Origin of the sequence: uncultured Anaerococcus sp., from assembly GCF_963512375.1 — a bacterium.
Taxonomy (GTDB): Bacteria; Bacillota; Clostridia; order Tissierellales; family Peptoniphilaceae; genus Anaerococcus.
The window spans coordinates 106113-125106 of the sequence record NZ_CAUPMI010000002.1; the positions used below are offsets into that span (position 1 = coordinate 106113).

General features: G+C 32.0%; 20 protein-coding genes. All 20 read right to left on the reverse strand.

Going from position 1 to position 18994, the window contains the following annotated elements; translation table 11 throughout:
* Nucleotides 1–4 precede the first annotated feature (4 nt).
* Nucleotides 5–1753 (reverse strand): aspartate--tRNA ligase, encoded by a 1749-nt coding sequence (aspS, locus tag RRB46_RS01765; RefSeq protein ID WP_297688860.1) that lies wholly within the window; start codon nucleotides 1751–1753, stop codon nucleotides 5–7.
* A gap of 11 nt (nucleotides 1754–1764) precedes the next feature.
* Nucleotides 1765–2367, reverse strand: coding sequence for an MBL fold metallo-hydrolase (locus RRB46_RS01770; RefSeq protein WP_296126459.1), 603 nt, complete (start codon nucleotides 2365–2367; stop codon nucleotides 1765–1767).
* Complete coding sequence (dtd, locus tag RRB46_RS01775; RefSeq protein WP_311537265.1) at nucleotides 2367–2816, reverse strand: D-aminoacyl-tRNA deacylase; 450 nt, start codon at nucleotides 2814–2816, stop codon at nucleotides 2367–2369. The genes RRB46_RS01770 and dtd overlap by 1 nt, the downstream gene beginning before the upstream one ends.
* Complete coding sequence (locus tag RRB46_RS01780) at nucleotides 2816–4996, reverse strand: bifunctional (p)ppGpp synthetase/guanosine-3',5'-bis(diphosphate) 3'-pyrophosphohydrolase (protein WP_311537266.1); 2181 nt, start codon at nucleotides 4994–4996, stop codon at nucleotides 2816–2818. Before RRB46_RS01780 ends, dtd begins: the two co-directional genes overlap by 1 nt.
* A gap of 4 nt (nucleotides 4997–5000) precedes the next feature.
* Nucleotides 5001–6731, reverse strand: coding sequence for a single-stranded-DNA-specific exonuclease RecJ (recJ, locus tag RRB46_RS01785; RefSeq protein WP_311537267.1), 1731 nt, complete (start codon nucleotides 6729–6731; stop codon nucleotides 5001–5003).
* Between the two features lie 63 nt (nucleotides 6732–6794).
* On the reverse strand, nucleotides 6795–7055 hold the full coding sequence (gene yajC / locus RRB46_RS01790) for a preprotein translocase subunit YajC (RefSeq protein ID WP_296126451.1): 261 nt from the start codon (nucleotides 7053–7055) through the stop codon (nucleotides 6795–6797).
* A complete protein-coding gene (gene tgt / locus RRB46_RS01795; protein ID WP_311537268.1) occupies nucleotides 7055–8173 on the reverse strand; it encodes a tRNA guanosine(34) transglycosylase Tgt in 1119 nt (372 codons plus the stop codon). The genes yajC and tgt overlap by 1 nt, the downstream gene beginning before the upstream one ends.
* An 8-nt stretch (nucleotides 8174–8181) precedes the next feature.
* Nucleotides 8182–9204, reverse strand: coding sequence for a tRNA preQ1(34) S-adenosylmethionine ribosyltransferase-isomerase QueA (gene queA, locus RRB46_RS01800; RefSeq protein WP_311537269.1), 1023 nt, complete (start codon nucleotides 9202–9204; stop codon nucleotides 8182–8184).
* Complete coding sequence (gene ruvB, locus RRB46_RS01805) at nucleotides 9205–10212, reverse strand: Holliday junction branch migration DNA helicase RuvB (RefSeq protein WP_311537270.1); 1008 nt, start codon at nucleotides 10210–10212, stop codon at nucleotides 9205–9207.
* 10 nt (nucleotides 10213–10222) lie between these two features.
* A complete protein-coding gene (gene ruvA, locus RRB46_RS01810) occupies nucleotides 10223–10810 on the reverse strand; it encodes a Holliday junction branch migration protein RuvA (protein WP_296126443.1) in 588 nt (195 codons plus the stop codon).
* Complete coding sequence (ruvC, locus tag RRB46_RS01815; protein WP_296126545.1) at nucleotides 10810–11304, reverse strand: crossover junction endodeoxyribonuclease RuvC; 495 nt, start codon at nucleotides 11302–11304, stop codon at nucleotides 10810–10812. The genes ruvA and ruvC overlap by 1 nt, the downstream gene beginning before the upstream one ends.
* 28 nt (nucleotides 11305–11332) lie before the next feature.
* The gene (locus RRB46_RS01820; RefSeq protein ID WP_296126441.1) at nucleotides 11333–12046 is read right to left on the reverse strand and encodes a hypothetical protein; all 714 of its coding nucleotides are present in this window, start codon (nucleotides 12044–12046) and stop codon (nucleotides 11333–11335) included.
* 183 nt (nucleotides 12047–12229) lie between these two features.
* The gene (locus RRB46_RS01825; RefSeq protein ID WP_296126439.1) at nucleotides 12230–12973 is read right to left on the reverse strand and encodes an HAD family phosphatase; all 744 of its coding nucleotides are present in this window, start codon (nucleotides 12971–12973) and stop codon (nucleotides 12230–12232) included.
* Complete coding sequence (locus tag RRB46_RS01830; RefSeq protein ID WP_311537271.1) at nucleotides 12966–13367, reverse strand: hypothetical protein; 402 nt, start codon at nucleotides 13365–13367, stop codon at nucleotides 12966–12968. The genes RRB46_RS01825 and RRB46_RS01830 overlap by 8 nt, the downstream gene beginning before the upstream one ends.
* 11 nt (nucleotides 13368–13378) lie before the next feature.
* The gene (locus RRB46_RS01835; RefSeq protein ID WP_296126436.1) at nucleotides 13379–13849 is read right to left on the reverse strand and encodes a metallophosphoesterase; all 471 of its coding nucleotides are present in this window, start codon (nucleotides 13847–13849) and stop codon (nucleotides 13379–13381) included.
* Nucleotides 13830–14426 carry an RdgB/HAM1 family non-canonical purine NTP pyrophosphatase gene (gene rdgB, locus RRB46_RS01840; RefSeq protein WP_296126435.1) on the reverse strand — a complete coding sequence of 199 codons (597 nt, stop codon included), beginning with the start codon at nucleotides 14424–14426 and terminating at the stop codon, nucleotides 13830–13832. The genes RRB46_RS01835 and rdgB overlap by 20 nt, the downstream gene beginning before the upstream one ends.
* Before the next feature lie 49 nt (nucleotides 14427–14475).
* A complete protein-coding gene (locus RRB46_RS01845) occupies nucleotides 14476–15960 on the reverse strand; it encodes a hypothetical protein (RefSeq protein ID WP_296126433.1) in 1485 nt (494 codons plus the stop codon).
* Nucleotides 15944–17410 carry a HAMP domain-containing sensor histidine kinase gene (locus RRB46_RS01850; RefSeq protein WP_296126432.1) on the reverse strand — a complete coding sequence of 489 codons (1467 nt, stop codon included), beginning with the start codon at nucleotides 17408–17410 and terminating at the stop codon, nucleotides 15944–15946. Before RRB46_RS01850 ends, RRB46_RS01845 begins: the two co-directional genes overlap by 17 nt.
* Nucleotides 17401–18096 (reverse strand): response regulator transcription factor, encoded by a 696-nt coding sequence (locus RRB46_RS01855; RefSeq protein ID WP_297688875.1) that lies wholly within the window; start codon nucleotides 18094–18096, stop codon nucleotides 17401–17403. Before RRB46_RS01855 ends, RRB46_RS01850 begins: the two co-directional genes overlap by 10 nt.
* Entirely contained in the window at nucleotides 18089–18988 is a 900-nt protein-coding gene (locus RRB46_RS01860; protein WP_296126428.1) for an ROK family protein, read from the reverse strand. The genes RRB46_RS01855 and RRB46_RS01860 overlap by 8 nt, the downstream gene beginning before the upstream one ends.
* Nucleotides 18989–18994 lie beyond the last annotated feature (6 nt).

The window sequence follows — 18994 nt, forward strand, 5'->3', positions numbered from 1 at the left end:
CATATCACCTCAATTTAATATTCAACTCATCTAAAGCCTTGTCATCAACGATTGATGGAGCTTCAGTTAGAGGGCAAGTTGCTGATTGTGTCTTAGGGAAGGCAATTATGTCTTTGATATTATCAGTTTTTGCAAATAGCATCAATAATCTATCGAGACCATAAGCAAGTCCTGCATGTGGTGGTGTACCATATTGTAGGGCTTCAATAAAGAAACCAAATTTGTTTTCTATATCTTCCTTGCTTAGTTTTAAAGCTTTAAAGACTCTTTCTTGTAAGTCTGAATTATTAATCCTTACTGAGCCTCCACCCATCTCATCACCATTTATAACTATGTCGTATGCTTGAGTTCTTACCTTTTCTGGATGAGTTTCAAGTAGGTCTATGTCTTCTTCGTTCATCATTGTAAAAGGATGGTGTTGAGCAACATACCTATCTTCTTCTTCACTGTATTCAAACATTGGGAAATTTACTACCCAAGTTAGGGCATATTCTTTTTCGTAAAGATTATTATCTTTAGCGATTTTTACTCTTAGGGCTCCTAAGGCTTCTAGGACTGTTTTATCCTTATCAGCTGCTAGGAATATTAAATCTCCTTCTTTTGCCCCTAATTTCTCTTTTAGACCTTCTATGATTTCATCAGTTAGGAATTTTTTGATAGATGATTGCATATCAGAGTTAAATTTAACATAAGATAGACCTTTTAGTCCATAATCTTTTACAAAATCTGTTAATTTATCAAGTTGTTTTCTTGAATATTTATCTTCTAAACCTGTAAAGTTAATAGCCCTTACAGATTTACCATCTGTTGTATTATCTGAAAATACTTTAAAATCGCTATCTACAAATATATCAGATACATCTTGAATTTTATAACCGTATCTTAAATCTGGCTTATCTGATCCGTATGATTCGATCGCTTCACTATAATCCATCCTTGCTATTGGTAGTTTTAAATCATAGTCTGTGTACTTATCAAATAAGGTCTTTAACAAACCTTCGTTCATTGCTATTACATCATCTTGGTTTGAAAAGCTCATCTCAAGGTCAAGCTGAGTAAATTCTGGTTGCCTATTTGCTCTTAAGTCCTCGTCCCTAAAACATTTTACTACTTGGAAATATCTATCTAGAGACCCTATCATCAAAATTTGTTTTAGTAACTGTGGTGATTGTGGTAGGGCATAAAACTTGCCTGAATTAATTCTTGATGGTACAAGGTAGTCCCTAGCTCCTTCTGGAGTTGGTTTTGTTAGAAAAGGTGTTTCTACTTCTGTAAAATCATTGTCATACATGTATTCTCTCATGGTCCTAACAATATCTGACCTAAGTTTTAGATTTCTTTGAACAGATGGTTTTCTCATATCAAGATATCTATATTTTAGCCTTAAATTTTCGCTAACATCATCATCATCCTTGATGTAGATTGGTGGTGTTTTTGCCTTATCAAGGATATTGATCTTGTCAGCGATTATTTCTATATCGCCTGTAGGAATCTCTGGGTTTTTGCTTTCTCTTTCAAAAACTTTTCCCTTAACTTCTATTACATATTCTTGAGCTAAGCTTTTTGCAACCTGATAGTTATCAGCATCTTCTTCTCTAACTACAATTTGGCTGATACCTGTCTTATCTCTTAAATCTATAAATACAAGAGATCCTAGGTTACGTTTTTTACCAACCCAACCCATTAAAACTACTTCTTTGCCTAAGTCTTCAATTCTTAAGCTTCCACACATATTTGTTCTTTTAAATTCCATATTTCCTCCCATTAATTTAAAAATGGATTATTATCTAATTCAAAGCCCAAAAGGCTTTCTTCGTTATGTCCAGGATAAATTATATAATCCCTGCCAAAGCTTGCAAGTTTATTTTTGATAGAATCTATTATTTCTACCATTGACCCGCCTGGAAAATCTGTCCTACCTATTGATAATCTAAAAAGTGTATCCCCAGTAAATATTGCCTTATCTATGACAAAACACATAGAATCAATGGTATGACCCGGAGTTTTGATTGCTCTAATATTATATTTACTAAATACTTCATTATCTTTTAGAAAAATATCAATTGGTACTTCTAGATTTCCTAAATGATGTCCTAGATTATAATTTTTATCTTCAGCTATATCTTTTGCTTCCTCGCTAGCATAAACTGGAACACCATACCTATCTTTATAATACTTAAGTCCTGTCACGTGGTCAAAGTGAGTATGTGTTTGTAAAATAAATTCTATCTTAATATTATTATCCTCAATATACTTATCTACAGCAGTAGAAGGATAAGGACAATCTACTATAAAACCCTTCCCATCAATAGATACCACGTACATATTTGTCATAACAGGTCCTAGGGTAAATCTTTTAACTTCCATCAAAAAATCCTCTCACTGTCTAAAATTATTGTAACCGGACCATCATTTGTAAGAGATACCTGCATGTGAGCTTGAAATTTACCAGTTTTCACTTTAAATCCTTCATCAATTAAATTATCTCTTAGTTTTAAATAATAGTCATTTGCCTTTTCTAAATTCGCTGATTGGGTAAAGGATGGCCTGTTGCCTTTTCTTACATCTCCATATAAGGTAAATTGACTAACTAATAAGATTTCCCCTCCCTTATCCTTAAGGCTAAGGTTAAGCTTGCCTTCTTCATCTTCAAATATTCTTAAATTGCTTATTTTTCTTTGTATATAGGCAAGGTCATCATCTGTATCTGTTTCTTTAACGGCCAATAAAATTAAATAACCATCCTTTATCTCAGATATTTTTTCCTCATCCACTACAACACTTGCCTGTGTAACTTTTTGTATAATTGCTCTCATTAACTTTTCACCCTAAATACATCCGATACTGTTTTTATCGTCTTTAATTTTTTTATTACATCTTCTAATTCTTGTGTACTCTTAACTTCAATTATAAGATCCATTATTCCTTCATCAGAATCTGTTCTTGAATTTATGCTTAAGATATTGACATCAAATGTCGAAATTATCTTTGATACTTCAAATAAGGTTGATGGACTGTTTAGAGAAATTATTTGAATCTTTACAGGGAATTTATCAGTTGTTAGGTTTTGCCAATAAACGTCTATGAGTCTTTCCGGTGACTTAGAATTTATTATATTTGGGCAAGTCTTTACATGGACTGAAATACCATTGCCTTTAGTTATAAACCCAACTATTGGGTCCCCTGGAACTGGTGTACAACATTTTGCAAATTTAACCTCAACATCTTCCGTTAAATCAGAAACCCTAATTTCATTTGTAACCTGAGTTTTAATTTCCCTATTGTTAATTTCAAAAGATTTGTCAATTTTTTCTTGATTTTCAAGCTCTTTTTCTCTTCTAATAAGCTTTTGGCTTATTTGCTCTGGCGTAGTCCTTCCATAGCCTACTGAAGCATACATTTCATCCTCTGATGGGAAACCTAAATCTGTTGATATCTCATCTAGCCATTCTGGCTTTAGGAGGCTCTTGTAATGTTGCTTATATTTTTTAAGTTCCCTAATTACAGAACTTTTTCCTATTTCAATATTTTCTTCTTTGTCATATCTTTTAAAGTATTGCTTGATTTTTGACTTGGCTTGGTTTGATTTTACGATATTAAGCCAATCCCTACTTGGTCCTTGAGAATTTTTACTTGTAATTATTTCAACAAGGTCTCCAGTTTTTAGTTTATGAGTTAGGGGAACCATCCTGCCATTAACTTTGGCACCTACGCAAGAATTACCAACTTCCGTATGGATTTTATAGGCAAAATCTATTGTACATGACTCAATTGGCAATGAATAAACCTCACCTGCAGGAGAATAAACGTAAATTTCCCTTGAGAAAAAGTCATTTTTCAGAGTTTCCATAAACTCTTGATTATTTTGCTCTCTGCCGCCTTCTTTTTGCCATTCAACAATTTGCCTTAAAAAGCTCATAGCATCATCGAAGTCTGATTTGGTATTTTTATTTTCCTTATATCTCCAATGGGCAGCTACACCGAACTCACACTCCCTATGCATCTGCCTTGTTCTAATTTGTACCTCAAAAGGTCTTGAATCATCGCCAAATACGGTTGTGTGCAAGGACCTGTAGCCATTTGGCTTTGGTTGACCAATATAATCCTTGATTCTATTAGGTATAGGCCTCCAAATTGAGTGGACCTTGCCCAAGACTGCGTAGCATTCAGCAATTGTATCAACTAATACTCTAATAGCTGTTAGGTCATAAATTTCCTCAAAGGCGATTTTATTCCTTTCCATCTTTTTGTTGATAGAATATAGAGACTTTGGTCTTCCTGAAATTTCAAAGTTTATTTTTGTATTAGCAAGAGATTTTGTCAAAGTATCAATTATTTCATTAATATATGCTTCTCTTTCTCGCCTTTTTACACTTACCATCTCAGCAAGCTCATAATACTTATCAGGTTCTTGGTATCTAAAGCATAAATCTTCTAATTCCCATTTTAATGAATATATTCCAAGCCTATGGGCTAGGGGCACGTAAATCTCAATGGTTTCGTTGGCAATTTGAATTTGCTTTTGCCTTGTCATATATTCAAGAGTTCTCATATTATGAAGCCTATCTGCTAGCTTTATTAGAACTACCCTAACATCGCTAGCCATAGCCATTACCATTTTTCTAATATTTTCAGCCTGTTTTTCTTCACGAGAGTTGTAATTTAAGTTTTTTAGCTTGGTAACCCCATCAACTAGGAAGGTTATCTCCTCGCCAAAGATTTCTTTCATTTCATCTCTTGTTACAGGAGTATCCTCCAAAATATCATGCATCAAGCCTGCACATATAGTTTGATCATCTAATTTCATATTAGATAGATTCTCGGCTACAGCTATTGGGTGGATAAAATAATCTTCTCCAGAATTTCTCTTCTGTCCATCATGATTTTTCACACCAAAATCATAGGCTTTTTTAATAAGATCAATGTCAGCCTTTGGATTATTATTTAGTATAATTTCTTTAAATTTTATAAATTCTTTGTTAAAATCTGTAGCCATAAAATCACCTAATGTCTATTAATTTAAGTTGAAGGGTTCTTTGACCCCTAAATTCGTTTATATCTGGATAATAAACTATATCTATTTTTTGACCCACTATTTGGCCATTAAACTTATCTTTTAAATATTGAAATTCTTTCTCAGCTCCAAATTTTATCGCATTATAGTAGGAGCCATTTTGAAATAATGATAGCCTCATAGTATTCTTATCCTTGCCTATCATTGAAAGGCTTGCAATCGATACATCCTTATTTGCAAATAGTGGCTTTTCATTGTCTTTACCAAAAGGCTTTAATTTTAAAAGGCTTTCGGCAAATTCTAGTGATAGGTTGGAGATATTTATTTGACTATCTACATTGATTGATTTTTCTTTTTCCTTATCGGAAAGCTTTGAATTTGTGTTTAAAAATTTTCTAAATTCATCAATATTAGTAATTTCTATTGAAAGTCCACAGGCCATAGGGTGACCTCCAAATGAAGCCAATTTGTCTTTAAAGGGTAAAATCTCTTCATAAATATTATAAGCTTCTATTGATCTACCCGAACCTTTTGCTATATTTTCATCTTTAGATTTGGTTAAAACTATTGTAGGTCTGTAGTATTTTTCCTTTATCCTACCAGCTACTATCCCACAGATTGATTCATTGAAATTTTCATCATAGACTACTATTACATCATCCTTGTAATAGGAATTTTCTTCTATTATTTGGCATGCTCTCTTATAAGCAGATTCAGTCAGCGACTTTCTTTCGTTGTTAAGTTTGACTAATTCACGAGCTTTATCATAGATGTCATCTATATCTTCTTCTATCAAAAGCTCGATGGCCATTTTGGCTGATTTAAGCCTGCCAGTAGTATTCATTAGAGGACCTAAGATAAAGCCAAGTGTGTATTCATCTACTTCTTTTTCCCAACCTGCTTCATCTAAGAGGGCTTTTATCCCTATTTTCTCAGTTTGGTTTAGTCTATTGAGTCCTTCGATTACAAATATCCTATTTTCATCAGTTAGAGATACAACATCACAAACTGTACCCATAGCAACGTATTCAAGAAGTGAATATAAGTAATAAATATCACCGTCAAGTTTTTGATAAAGGCCTTGCATTAGTTTAAAACTTACGCCTGCCCCACATAAATCATCAAAAGGATAATTTGAGTCTAATCTTTTAGGATTTATAACTGCATTGGCCTTTGGAAGGACCTGCTCTACCCATTCCTCATTTTCCTTTTTTTCAATTTGATGGTGGTCTGTCACTATGACATTTATATTGTTAGCTCTTAGATTATCTATTTGATCAAAACCTGTTATACCATTATCACAAGTTATAACCAAAGACACTACATCTTCTATGGCCTTATCACTCATCTTTGAAGATATGCCATAGCCTTCATCGACCCTGTGAGGAATATCATAAGATATATTATCATAATAAAACAACATCCCATCCATTAAAGTCATAACAGATGCTATACCATCTTGGTCATAATCTCCAAAAATTCTTATTTCTCCACCTTCTTGCATTGTCTTTATAATCAAATCGACTGCCTTGTCCATATCATTTAGTAGAAAAGGGTCATGTAGTTTGTCAAGACTTGGCCTTATAAACATATCTACTCTTTTAGGGTCGATTATATCCCTATTTCCTAATATTAAGGCCTGCAATTTTGTAATATCTTCTATTTTTAAATTATTAATGTAATTTTGTTTTTTATTGTATATAAACCAGTTTGCCATAAAATCCTTTCATAGAAATTATACTCTTTAATTGCTTTATATAAAGAAAAGGGCCCCTGGCCCTTAATCTAAAATGTCTTCGATATATGATTTTTCTATGGTGATATAGGATATCTTTGCTCCTTCACCACTAATTATTGTAATAAGATTTTTATCAATATTTGTAACGTAACCTATTATTCCAGATTTGGTGATAATTTTATTAGATTCTTTTAGATTATTTTCTATATATCTATTTTTTTCTCTTTCTTTCCTATATTCTTTCACATTTGTATAATAAAAACCTACAGCTAAAAGAATTAAGATTAAATATTCTAATTTCATCAGTAACCATATTTACTATAAAATTCTTTCTTATAGTCTAGGAAAGAATCATTCATTATAGCTTCCCTTATATTTTCACACATTTTTAGTAAGAAATATAGGTTATGGTAGGATAGAAGTCTTGCTCCTAGAATTTCATTGGCATTTATTAGATGTCTTATATAAGCTCTTGAATGGTTTGAGCAAGTATAGCAATCACAATCAGGATCAAGTTTAGAAAAATCTTCCTTATAAGTCGCATTTTTCACTACCAGTCTGCCCCTAGATGTAAGTGCTGTACCATTTCTTGCAATTCTTGTTGGAAGGACACAATCTGCCATATCAATGCCAGCTTGGAATGATTCAAATAAATAATCAGGGGTACCTACGCCCATATTATATCTTGGCTTATCTTCTGGTAATAAAGGAGTTGTGAAATTTAAGATATCAATCATCTCTTCCTTAGTTTCTCCAACAGATAGGCCACCTATAGAAAATCCGTCAAAGTCCATTGCTGTTGTTTCTCTTGCAGATATTTCTCTTAGGTCTTTAAACATTCCACCTTGGACTATACCAAACAGTGATTGGTCAGAATGGGAGTGCTCTTTATGATAATCAAGCCCTCTTTTAGCCCATCTAAGGGTTCTTTCCATTGAATTTTTCACATAATCATAATCAGCCCTTGCATCTACACATTCATCAAAACTCATCATGATATCAGAATGTATGGTATTTTGAATTTCTATTGCCTTTTCAGGTGTAAAGAAGTGTTTTGATCCATCTATATGAGACCTAAACATAACTCCTTCTTCACTTATTTTTCTATTATCAGCTAGAGAAAATACCTGAAATCCACCTGAATCTGTAAGTATTGGTCTATCCCAATTCATAAATTTATGAAGGCCACCAGCTTTTTCCATTATGTCCATACCTGGCTTTAGATATAAATGATAGGTATTACCTAAGATAATTTTTGCTTCCATTTCTTTTAAGTCATCTACAGTCATTGTTTTTACAGTACCTAGAGTTCCTACTGGCATAAAGATAGGAGTAGGAATATCTCCATGGGCTGTATGAATCACACCAACCCTTGCATTTGTGTATTTATCTTTTTTAATTAATTCGTATTTTAAAGGCATCTTTCCTCCTATTTTATGAACATACAATCGCCGAATGAGAAGAATCTATATTCTTTATTAACTGCTTCATTGTAGGCGTTTAATATAATTTCTCTGCTTGTGAAGGCCGCTATTAACAATATTAGAGTTGATTTAGGTAGGTGGAAATTTGTTATAATCGCATCTACTACCTTAAATTCAAAACCTGGATATATAAAGATATCTGTCCAACCAGAATCCTCACAAACTTTATTATTTTTCTGATAAACTGATTCCAGAGTCCTAATAGATGTTGTTCCTACCGCTATAACTCTGTTTCCTTTATCTTTTGCATCATTTATGATATCTGCAGTCTCTTGTGAGATTGTGTAAAATTCTGAGTGCATCTTGTGGTTTGTTGGATCATCTTCACTTACAGGTCTAAAGGTTCCCAGGCCTACATTTAGGGTAAGATAAGCTAATTTTATGCCCTTTTCTTCTATTCTTTGTAGAAGATCTTTAGTAAAATGTAAACCGGCTGTTGGTGCTGCTACAGAACCAGGGTTTTTAGCGTAAACTGTCTGATAATCTTCATTATCTTTTAGTTTTTCCTTTATATAAGGAGGGAGTGGCATATTGCCAAGCCTATCTAGGATTTCATTAAATATTCCTTCGAAATAAAATTCTACAATCCTATTGCCATCTTCCTTTATATCTATAACCTTGCATGATAATTCTTCGGAAAATACAACTTCTGTTCCTATTTTCATTTTCTTTCCAGGTCTAACTAGGACTTCCCACTTACTGCCTTCAGTATTATTTAGTAAAAATACCTCGATTTTCTCAGACTTACCTTGTCTTGCCCCAAATAATCTAGCTGGTATTACTCTTGTATCATTCATTACAAGGACATCACCTTCTTTAAGATAATCGATGATATCATAAAAATACTTATCGCAAGTTTTTCCAGTTTTTCTATCTAAAACCATCATCCTAGCTTCATCTCTTTGGGATGAAGGATGTTGGGCTATTAATTCTTCTGGTAAATAATAATCAAATTCGCTTGTTTTCATTTAATCCTCATATTTTAAGCCATAGTGCTCGTAGGCTTTTCTTGTTAAAACTCTTCCTCTAGGTGTTCTTGATATAAATCCTATTTGTAATAAATAAGGCTCATAAACATCTTCTATTGTTACATTTTCTATACCAGTTGATGCTGCTATTGTGTCTACTCCAACTGGTCCACCCCCGAAATTATCATAAATGGTGTAGATTATTTTCTTATCCATATTGTCAAGACCCATCGGATCTATTTCAAGTAGCTCAAGACCCTTTTTACTTGTCTCATAGTCAATTTTTTCATCTGCTTTTACTATTGCATAATCTCTTACTCTTTTTAAGAGCCTATTGGCAATCCTAGGAGTTCCTCTAGATCTTTTAGCTATCTCTACAGCTCCCTCATCATCTATTGGTATATCTAGTATATTTGCTGATCTTTTTACAATAGTTGTTAAATCTTTGCTATTATATAAATTTAAAGCAAGTAAAACACCAAACCTATCACGGAGAGGAGCTGATAGCATCCCAGCTCTGGTAGTTGCTCCAATTAGGGTGAATTTCTCTAAGTCTATCCTTATCGATTGAGCATTTGGACCCTTTCCTACAATTATATCCAAGACAAAGTCTTCCATAGCAGAATAGAGGATCTCTTCTACAGAGCGATTAATCCTATGAATTTCATCTATAAATAAAACATCACCTTGTTGAAGATTTGTAAGTATACTTGCAAGATCCGATGGCCTTTCTATAGCCGGACCACTTGTAACTCTTAGATTTACTCCAAGTTCATTAGCAATAATTGTCGATAGAGTTGTTTTACCAAGTCCTGGAGGTCCTTGTAAAAGTACATGGTCAAGAGGTTCTTGCCTTGAAAGGGAAGATTTAATAAATATATCCAATTTTTCTTTTACCTTATCTTGCCCTATATAATCACTTAGCCATTTAGGCCTTATAGAATTTTCAAGGCCTATATCTTCAACTTGTTCATTACTTCCTACAATCCTTTGATTTTCATCATACATAAAAAATCACCTATATTAGCCTTTTTAAACTCTCTTTTATCAGTGCTTCAAGACTTAAATTTTCATCTTTTAATTCTCTTAAAACCCTTGCTATTTCGTTATCTATATAGCCTAAGTTTTTAAGTGCCTGTCTTGCCACTTCATAATCATTAGTAAAATTATCTTCAGTTTTGCTAGCAGGTATCTCTGGAATTGCCATCTTTTTAACCTTATCAACTAACTCCAAGATAATCCTTGATGCTGTCTTTTTACCAATCCCCTTAGCCTTTGTTAGCTTGTCAATGTCATTATTTACTATCGCAAGTTTTATTTCATCTGAAGATATTGATGAAAGCATGCCAATCGCGATCTTTGGTCCAATACTTGATACAGATATCAAGAGTAAGAACATCTCTAATTCTTCCTCAGATTCGAAGCCAAAAAGAGATATATCATCCTCTCTTACCTGCATTGAAGTATATATTTTATATTCATTATTTATTTTAATATTAGCAAGAGTTGTAAGTGAAGAGTTTATAAAATATCCTATGTTATTTGCTTCTAAAATAAAGCCATCATCACTTATTGCCCTTACATCACCTTTTATATAAGAAATCATTATTTCATCCTAAACTGTTCTTTAAATCTTTGACTAAGTACATGACAGAGAGCTACTGATAAAGCATCAGCAGCATCATCTGGTTTTGGTATAGACCTTAGATTTAGTAAACTTGTTATGGTCATTTGCATCTGCTTTTTGCTTGCTCTACCATAACCAGTAATCGCCTGCTTGATTTGAAGAGGTGTATATTCATAAATATCTATATTGTTTTGCTGAGCGCAGAGAACTTGAATTCCCCTTGCATGTCCTACAGTTATAGCAGTCTTAACATTTTGATTGAAAAACAATTCCTCAATTGCAAACTCATCAGGCTTATATTCTTTAATAATATTATCCAAATTATCATAGAGAATCTCTAATCTTTTTGGAGTATCTGTCTTTGACGAAGTTGTAATAACTCCGTTTTCTAATACTTTAACTTTATTTCCATTAAATTCAATAACACCATAGCCCATGATGGCTATGCCTGGATCTATTCCTAAAACTATCATAAACAAAATAAAAAGGGCTACTTAAGCCCTATTGATACCTTTCAAATACTTCTCTTATCAAACCCCTATAATAATATTCAGCATAAATATCAACCATGGACCTAGAAAGGTAGTTAATTGTTTTTTCATATATTTTTTGGGTTTGTTTTATTGTAATATCTTCTGTAAAAATACTCTCCCTATTGAAAGTAAGCTGTTTATTTGTAGATAAATCTAAATGATATATCTTATCCTTCAAAACTAAATCAGAAAAATTGTAGACATCTTCTTTAATTTTTGCTAGCAAGGCTTTATTGTCAAATATCGATGATTTGAGATTATCACCAATTTCAACCATAATCTTATCTTCTCTATTATAAAAATAATTCCTGCCTTCAATTAAATATTCTACACCCAGGGCTTCAATCATCAGTAATTCGAGTTTATCAACATCTTTTTTAGTGTTGAAAGCCCTATACTGAGCTTTGATTGAAATCAAATATTCATATCTGTCGATGTCCTTACCGATATTTCTACTTAAACTATTGATTATCTCATCAATATCTACTAAGTTCCAAAAATATTTTTTAAGATTCCTAAAGCAGTAGTCCTTAGCATAATAAGAATGCTTAGAAAAATTAGCTAGACATCTATCGTACAATAAAGACATAAGTGTATTAAGTGAGTATACATCTTTATCAACAAGATAATTATATTCAAGTTTTTCAATTATTGGAAAAGATTTACTTAATTCTGCCTTCATCGTCCTACCTCAGTTACTATTTTACCATAAATTAAAAGTCTTTTATTTAGATATATTTTTCAAGGAAATAAAAAAAGCTAAAATTTCAGTAAAAATATACATAATTCATTAATTATTGTATATAGGTCTAGTTGTTTTAGCTTTTTAAAAATATCTTATTTAAAAAAATTCACAAGATTTTTTTTAGAATTTAGTAAAATCTACTTTTAAATCATTTAGTTTAAAAGAATAATTTACATCCTTCCTTTCGATATTAATCACTGACTTTTTTCTCAAATCCACATCCTCATATAATTTTTCAATTAATTCAAAGGATGGGTTTATAGCGTGTGGGTTGCCTACTAGTTGAAACATTGTAATATCGCCATTTGTATCACCATAAGCATAAGAATTATCAAGGTCAATATCATATTTTTCTTTAAGAATATTGACAGCTGAAAACTTACTTTTGCCATCCCACATAGGTAATACTTTACCTGTAAATTTATTTTTTTCATCAAATTCATAGATTGTTGAAATAGATTCTGTCGCATTATAAAGCTTTGAAAATCTATCCACCAAAAAGTTTGGAGAACCTGAAATGAAAAATATTAAATATCCATCTTGATAGTGCTTATTCACAGCATTTTTGGTAATATTATAAATTTTATTTTTATTTTCATTTATAACTATTGTAGAATATTTATCTATTATTTCTTTATCCAAGCCAATCATAGATCTCTGGTATGCTAGGGCTGACTTGTCTAAGTAGTCCTCATAGGCTCCCTGTCTATTTTCATACTTACTATAAAGTGGACCAATTTCTTCAGTCCAAATTTTTTCATTCAAAATACCATCTTCAACTAACTTCAAAAAATGCTCTATTAATAGTGAATTTCTAAAGAGTGTACCGTCAATATCAAAGAAGGCTGCTTTTTTCTTAGTCATTTAAGTTATCCTTGTCCCTACGTCTTCTAGCTTTAAATTGTTTTTGCTTGCCAATACTTTCTTTAACAATCTCATTGTTAAGACCTAAATTACTTCTTATTGAAATAAATAAATCTATTATAAAACCTGTAGCTATTCCAACAATAGCAGTAGTCATCAAAAATATAGCTATCCATGCTGTATTTAGTCCCATTGGGCTTGTAAATATAGCAATTGAATATATACCTACCAAAATTGATACTAAACCAATAATAATAGATGGAAGGTATTTTAGAATTTTTCTGTTGTTTATAAAGTAAATAATTATAGTTATGATCACATTCATCAAGACTAAAATCGGCAAAATAAATAGGCTTGATGAAAATTCACTTATTAAATTAATTAGACCTGACATTATTACTCCTTTTATAAAGATATCTTCTCAATATCCATTTTTTCTTTATCAAGGGTCATAAGCATCATGCTAGCTTGCCCATCTCTAGGTAGGCTTACAGAACCTGGATTTAAAAATAATATACCTGATTCTTTTATTTTAGTATAGGTATGGGTATGGCCAAATATTACTAGATCGCACGATTTATCAATAGCTTTAGCTAAAAGCCCCCTAAGTGAGAAGTCAACTCCATTTTTGTGACCATGGGTTAAAAGTATTCTTATTCCTTCTAAATCAATTATTTTCTCATAAGGTTCATTGGTAAAGAAGTCATTATTTCCCTTTACAACATAATAGGCTACTCCAGTTTCGTATCCTATATATTGACAATCTTCCACCCCATCTCCTGCATGAAGCATAAGGTCTATATCTCCTCTTTCAATAATAAAATCAGAAACTTTACTATAGCTTCCATGTGTGTCGCTAGTTATTAAGATTTTCATAAGTATTTACCAAAAACTTTTTAAATTCTTCTACTGCTTTTGCCCTGTGACTAATTGTATTTTTAAATTCTATGTCCATCTGTCCAAGTGTTTTTGAAAATTCATCAACATAGAATATCTTATCATAGCCAAAACCACCTGTCCCATATTCTTTATCAGCAATCCTTCCATCAAGCCTACCTTCAAAATAATAGTCTTTTCCATTTTCATCTATAAAACAAACGACTGTTAAGAAGTAAGCTTGTCTGTCGAACTCATCTTCTAGCTCGGATAAAAGTTTATCTCTATTATCCTTATCACTAGCATTATTTCCGGCATACCTATGAGAATATAAACCTGGTCTGCCATCTAAACTTTTTACAAAAAGTCCTGTATCATCAGAAAATACTTTCTTTCCAGTTAACTTATATAATTCAAGGGCTTTCTTATAAGCATTTTCCTTTAAAGTATTACCATCTTCAATAGGGTCAAAACCCTCAATTCCTATATCTTTAGGCAAAAGTACATTTTCATGATCTAGCAATAGCTTAACTTGCTCTAATTTATTTATATTATTGCTCGCAAATAATAGTTCCATATAATCTCCTATTAACATGATAACAAATATCATTGACTTAAGTCAAAATTTATTTTTCTATGATTAAATTATATTTATTAAAGGCTTCCTCTAGGTCTAAGGCATTTGATCCTAGATATTGGTCTACACTTATAATGGTGGCTGGCATTCTTGTAGCTATTGCATAAACTGGTGATTTTTCAATTAATCCGTCCTTTATTCTGTGGATTAAAATTTCATCGGGAGTCTGTATTGCTATATACCTCTGATTAGCTAATACTACATAATCCTTAAACTGAGTATTGATATTATAAACCTGATCTCTTGTTATAATTGAATTTGTTGGATTTAGTAGTGAATCTCCTATTGCAATATCTAAATTGAAGAAGTTTTGAACAAAACTATCTCCTTTGCCAGCAAAAATTGATGATTGAAATGCCCAATAACCCTGGTTTCTTATTATACCAAAATTTGTGTTATCAAAAGGGATTTTTTCTGTATTTGCATCTGGAATAGCTTTTTTTAACTCTTCTTTAACTTTTTCCCTAAATATCTGATCACTTTGCTCTTCACCAGTAAATTCCTCAAGTGAAATATACTGCTTGCTAGCTATATTGTCTGTTTCCATAAGAGCGTATTTTCTGATTGGATTTTCATTATTTTTGTTAGTGTAATCAATAGATATAAAATCTTTGGAAACAAAATTTATTCTTGTGTTTAAATCTATATCTTTGAAAGTATATTTTTGTAATACATCATCAGAATCTTTATTATTTTCCAATTTGATTGGATAAGCTTTAATTTCATCATAAATATCTGTAAAATTATTTATATCTGAACTTACCTTCCAATATTCATCTTGGTTTTTAATGAAGATATTTTCACACTTCATATATTTTATAGTGTCATCAGGCTCTACCCTTATTAAATATGTGTAATACTTATATAAAGGTTTATCACTTTCTGGATCTATCCTCTCCCTTACCCCTAGAAGCAAGGAAAGGTCTTCAGCTATATCTTCACCCGTCTCTGTTGTAGTTCTTTCCTTAGAGGCTAATTTAGCGTAAGAATCGACCACTTTAGAGTCAACCTTATCTGATATTTTTTTTAGAGATATTAAGTTCTCATCTTTAATTAAAAATAAATTATTTTCATCAGTTATTATCAAATCTCTAGAGAATAATTGACCCTGGGATGCATTGATTACAATTACATTCCTATCCTTAAACTCAGGCCTTGTTTGTATACCTCTATTATTTAAATAATCAGATAGTTTTACAAATTTTGAACTAAAGCTAGGTGGAAAGGCATAAGAACCATTTATAGCAACTAAATTTTTATTTATATATAATTTATCACCTATATTTATTTTACCAGAACTATCTTCAGAAATCTCACCAGCAATCTCAACCACTTCCCATGTTCCTTCGACTATTGGAGAGTCTTGTTTGGGAGTTTGAATGAGATCTGTGAGGTCATTTTTGTTAGAATTAATGCAAGAACTTAGTAAAATCATACTTAGGCTTAATAAGAGAAATTTAAATATTTTTTTCATCTTCTACCCTCGGTAATACTACAGTTACAACTGTACCTACTCCATATTTGGATTTGATAATTAACCTACCATCATGAGCCTTAACTATTTCTTCACAGATTGAAAGTCCTAGGCCAGTTTGAGATTTCGATGATGAACCTTTAAAGAATTTACTAGCTACAAAGGCGATTTCGTCTTCTTTTATTCCTTCTCCATCATCCCTTATGCTAATTTCTATCTCATCTTCGTTTAAGTCAATTACTATGTCAATATTTCCTGCCAAATCAGTAAATTTGATAGCATTATCGATTATATTTATAAAAACTTCTTTCATCCTGTTTTTATCAGCATAAACATATAAAACCTTATAAAAACTGGTAAAGCTAAAGTTAATCCCATCTGATTGGGTCCTTGGGTAAAGCTGAGTGTGAACTTGTTTTACAAGCTCAACAATATCTATCTTTTCCTTATCATATTTGAAATTACTTGACGATAGTCGAGAGAAATCTAATAAGTCTTCAACCATCATTGATAGTCTATCTCCTTCAGATTCGATTATTTTAAGACCTTGGCTTACCATGTCAGGATCTTTTTGTATAGCTTCTGATTGTAAGGTAATTGCCCAACCCTTTATGGATGTTAGTGGTGTCCTAAGTTCATGAGATACAGAAGATATAAATTCATTTTTCATATCTTCTCTTTTCACTATATTTTCACTTAGGAGGTTTAGGGTTTGTGCTAATTCACCTATTTCATCATTACTTGAAGCATCTGCTTTTATAGTGTAGTCTCCTTGGGCCAAAACCTCTGATACACCGATTAGTTTTTTTAATGGCCTAACATATCTGTTAGCAGCTAAAAATGATAATACAAAGGCAGCAGCACTTATAAAGACACCAAATAAAAAATAAAATAAACTATCCTGATTAATTTGTCTATTAACCCTATTCATAGAACTAGTTAATCTTAAAATACCCACTTGCTGGTCTGATGCCTTAAGGGGATAGGATACAGATAGGACTTGCTCTTTTGAATCAACATTTACACCCTTAAAAATTCCAGTTGAGCCGTCTTTAGCTTCAATTACATCATCATTTTCAATTACTTTTCCAATCATCGAAGAGGCAATTGAATCAAATAAGACTACTCCTGAATTATCAAGTATTTGTACCTGGCTATCATTTTGCCTATAAAATAAGTTCTTATCCCCTATGATTACCTCTTCAAGGTCATAGCGAGACATATAAGATGAGTATTGTAGTTGACTTATCCTAGCCTGGTTTTTCATAGATGATATAAGTGATGACTCATAATAATTTTTAATTGAGTTATAGGCAAATATTTCAAAACCAATTACCGTTGTTAAAACAAAAAGCATAATTATCTTGATAAAAGTATATTTAATACTTTTAGATTCAATTATGTCTTTAGTTGTTTTTTTAGTTGTTTTAAATTTTTTTCCTATTTCCATCTATATCCTGTGCCCCAAACAGTCTCAATAAACTCTGGCTTTGCGGGGTTCTCTTCTATTTTTGCCCTAATCCTTCTGATATTTACATCAACAATTTTAGTGTCATTGCTATAATTATCACCCCAGGTTTCTTTCATTATTTCATCCCTAGTCATGGCTTTGCCCTTATTTTTAATAAAATATTCCAAAATAGTAAATTCTGTAGGCGTCACATCTATTTCAATGTCATCTTTATAAAAAGTTTTAGAATATATATCAAGAGTAAATGGCCCATCTTTTAAACTTTTGTTGTTTTCACTTTCAGTTGAGACAGGATTTAAATTTACCCTTCTCATAAGAGATTTAACTCTCAATATTAATTCTTGAGGATTGAAAGGCTTGATTATATAATCATCAGCGCCTTTTTCAAGCCCTAAAATCTTGTCAATATCTTGACTTTTAGCTGATACCATAATAATTCCTGTCATAGGATACTTATCTCTGATTTTTTCACATACCTCAAGTCCGCTGATTCCAGGTAACATGATATCTAGTATTGCAACTGCTGGATTTTCTTCATCAACTAATCTTATGGCTTCTTCACCACTAGAAGCCTCGATTGTTTGATAGCCTTGATAATCAAGGTTAATTTTCATAAATTGTCTAATAGGATCTTCATCATCTAGAATTAGTATCTTATTATTCATCAGTCATCCTTTCAAAGGCGATTTTGGCTGCACCTATGACTCCAGCATCATTTAAAAACTTGGCTGGAAGTATTTCGATATTATATGGCTTGTTGCAATAATTTTTGAAATTATCAATCATGCCATCCCACCAAATATCTTTTGAATGTATGATGCCACCGCCAATTACAATTGCATCAGGATCGAAAATATTTCTTAAAGATGTTAATAGATAAGCTAGATTCGATTGATAATTCTTAAGAACTTCCATAGCTTTTTCGTCAGTATCAATCCTGGCAAATATTTCCTTACCTTCTAATCTTTTACCTGTAAGTCTAAAATAATCTTCACTTATAGCTGGACCTGCACAATAACTCTCAGCACACCCATATTGGCCACAAGTACAGTAATTTCCACCTGGATGAAGCATAATATGACCAAGCTCTGCCCCTTGGAAATGTGCCCCAGTTAAAAGTCCGCCTTCTTTTGTATAGATAGCCCCTCCTAAGCCAGTACCTAAGGTAATCATTACTACATTATCATAAGATTGGCATGCACCTATCCATTTTTCTGCAACTAAGGCAATATTTGCATCATTTTCCACAAATACTGGTACATCTACAAATTCTTCAACAGCTTTTTTTAGATTTAAACCTGTCCAGCCTGTAATATTTCCAGCAAAGGTTACAATACCATTTTCAGAATCAATAAAACCAGGTGTTCCAATTCCTATGGCACTTGCTTGCTTATAGTCTATCGCATAAATTGATTTTTTAATGTTATTTAATACAACTTCTCTACCCTCAGATGCCTGAGTATCAGTTGTATACATGTCTAATATAATTCCTTCTTCATTTACTAAGCAAGTATTAATTTTTGTTCCACCAACATCTATTCCTATTACTTTTGTCATAATTCT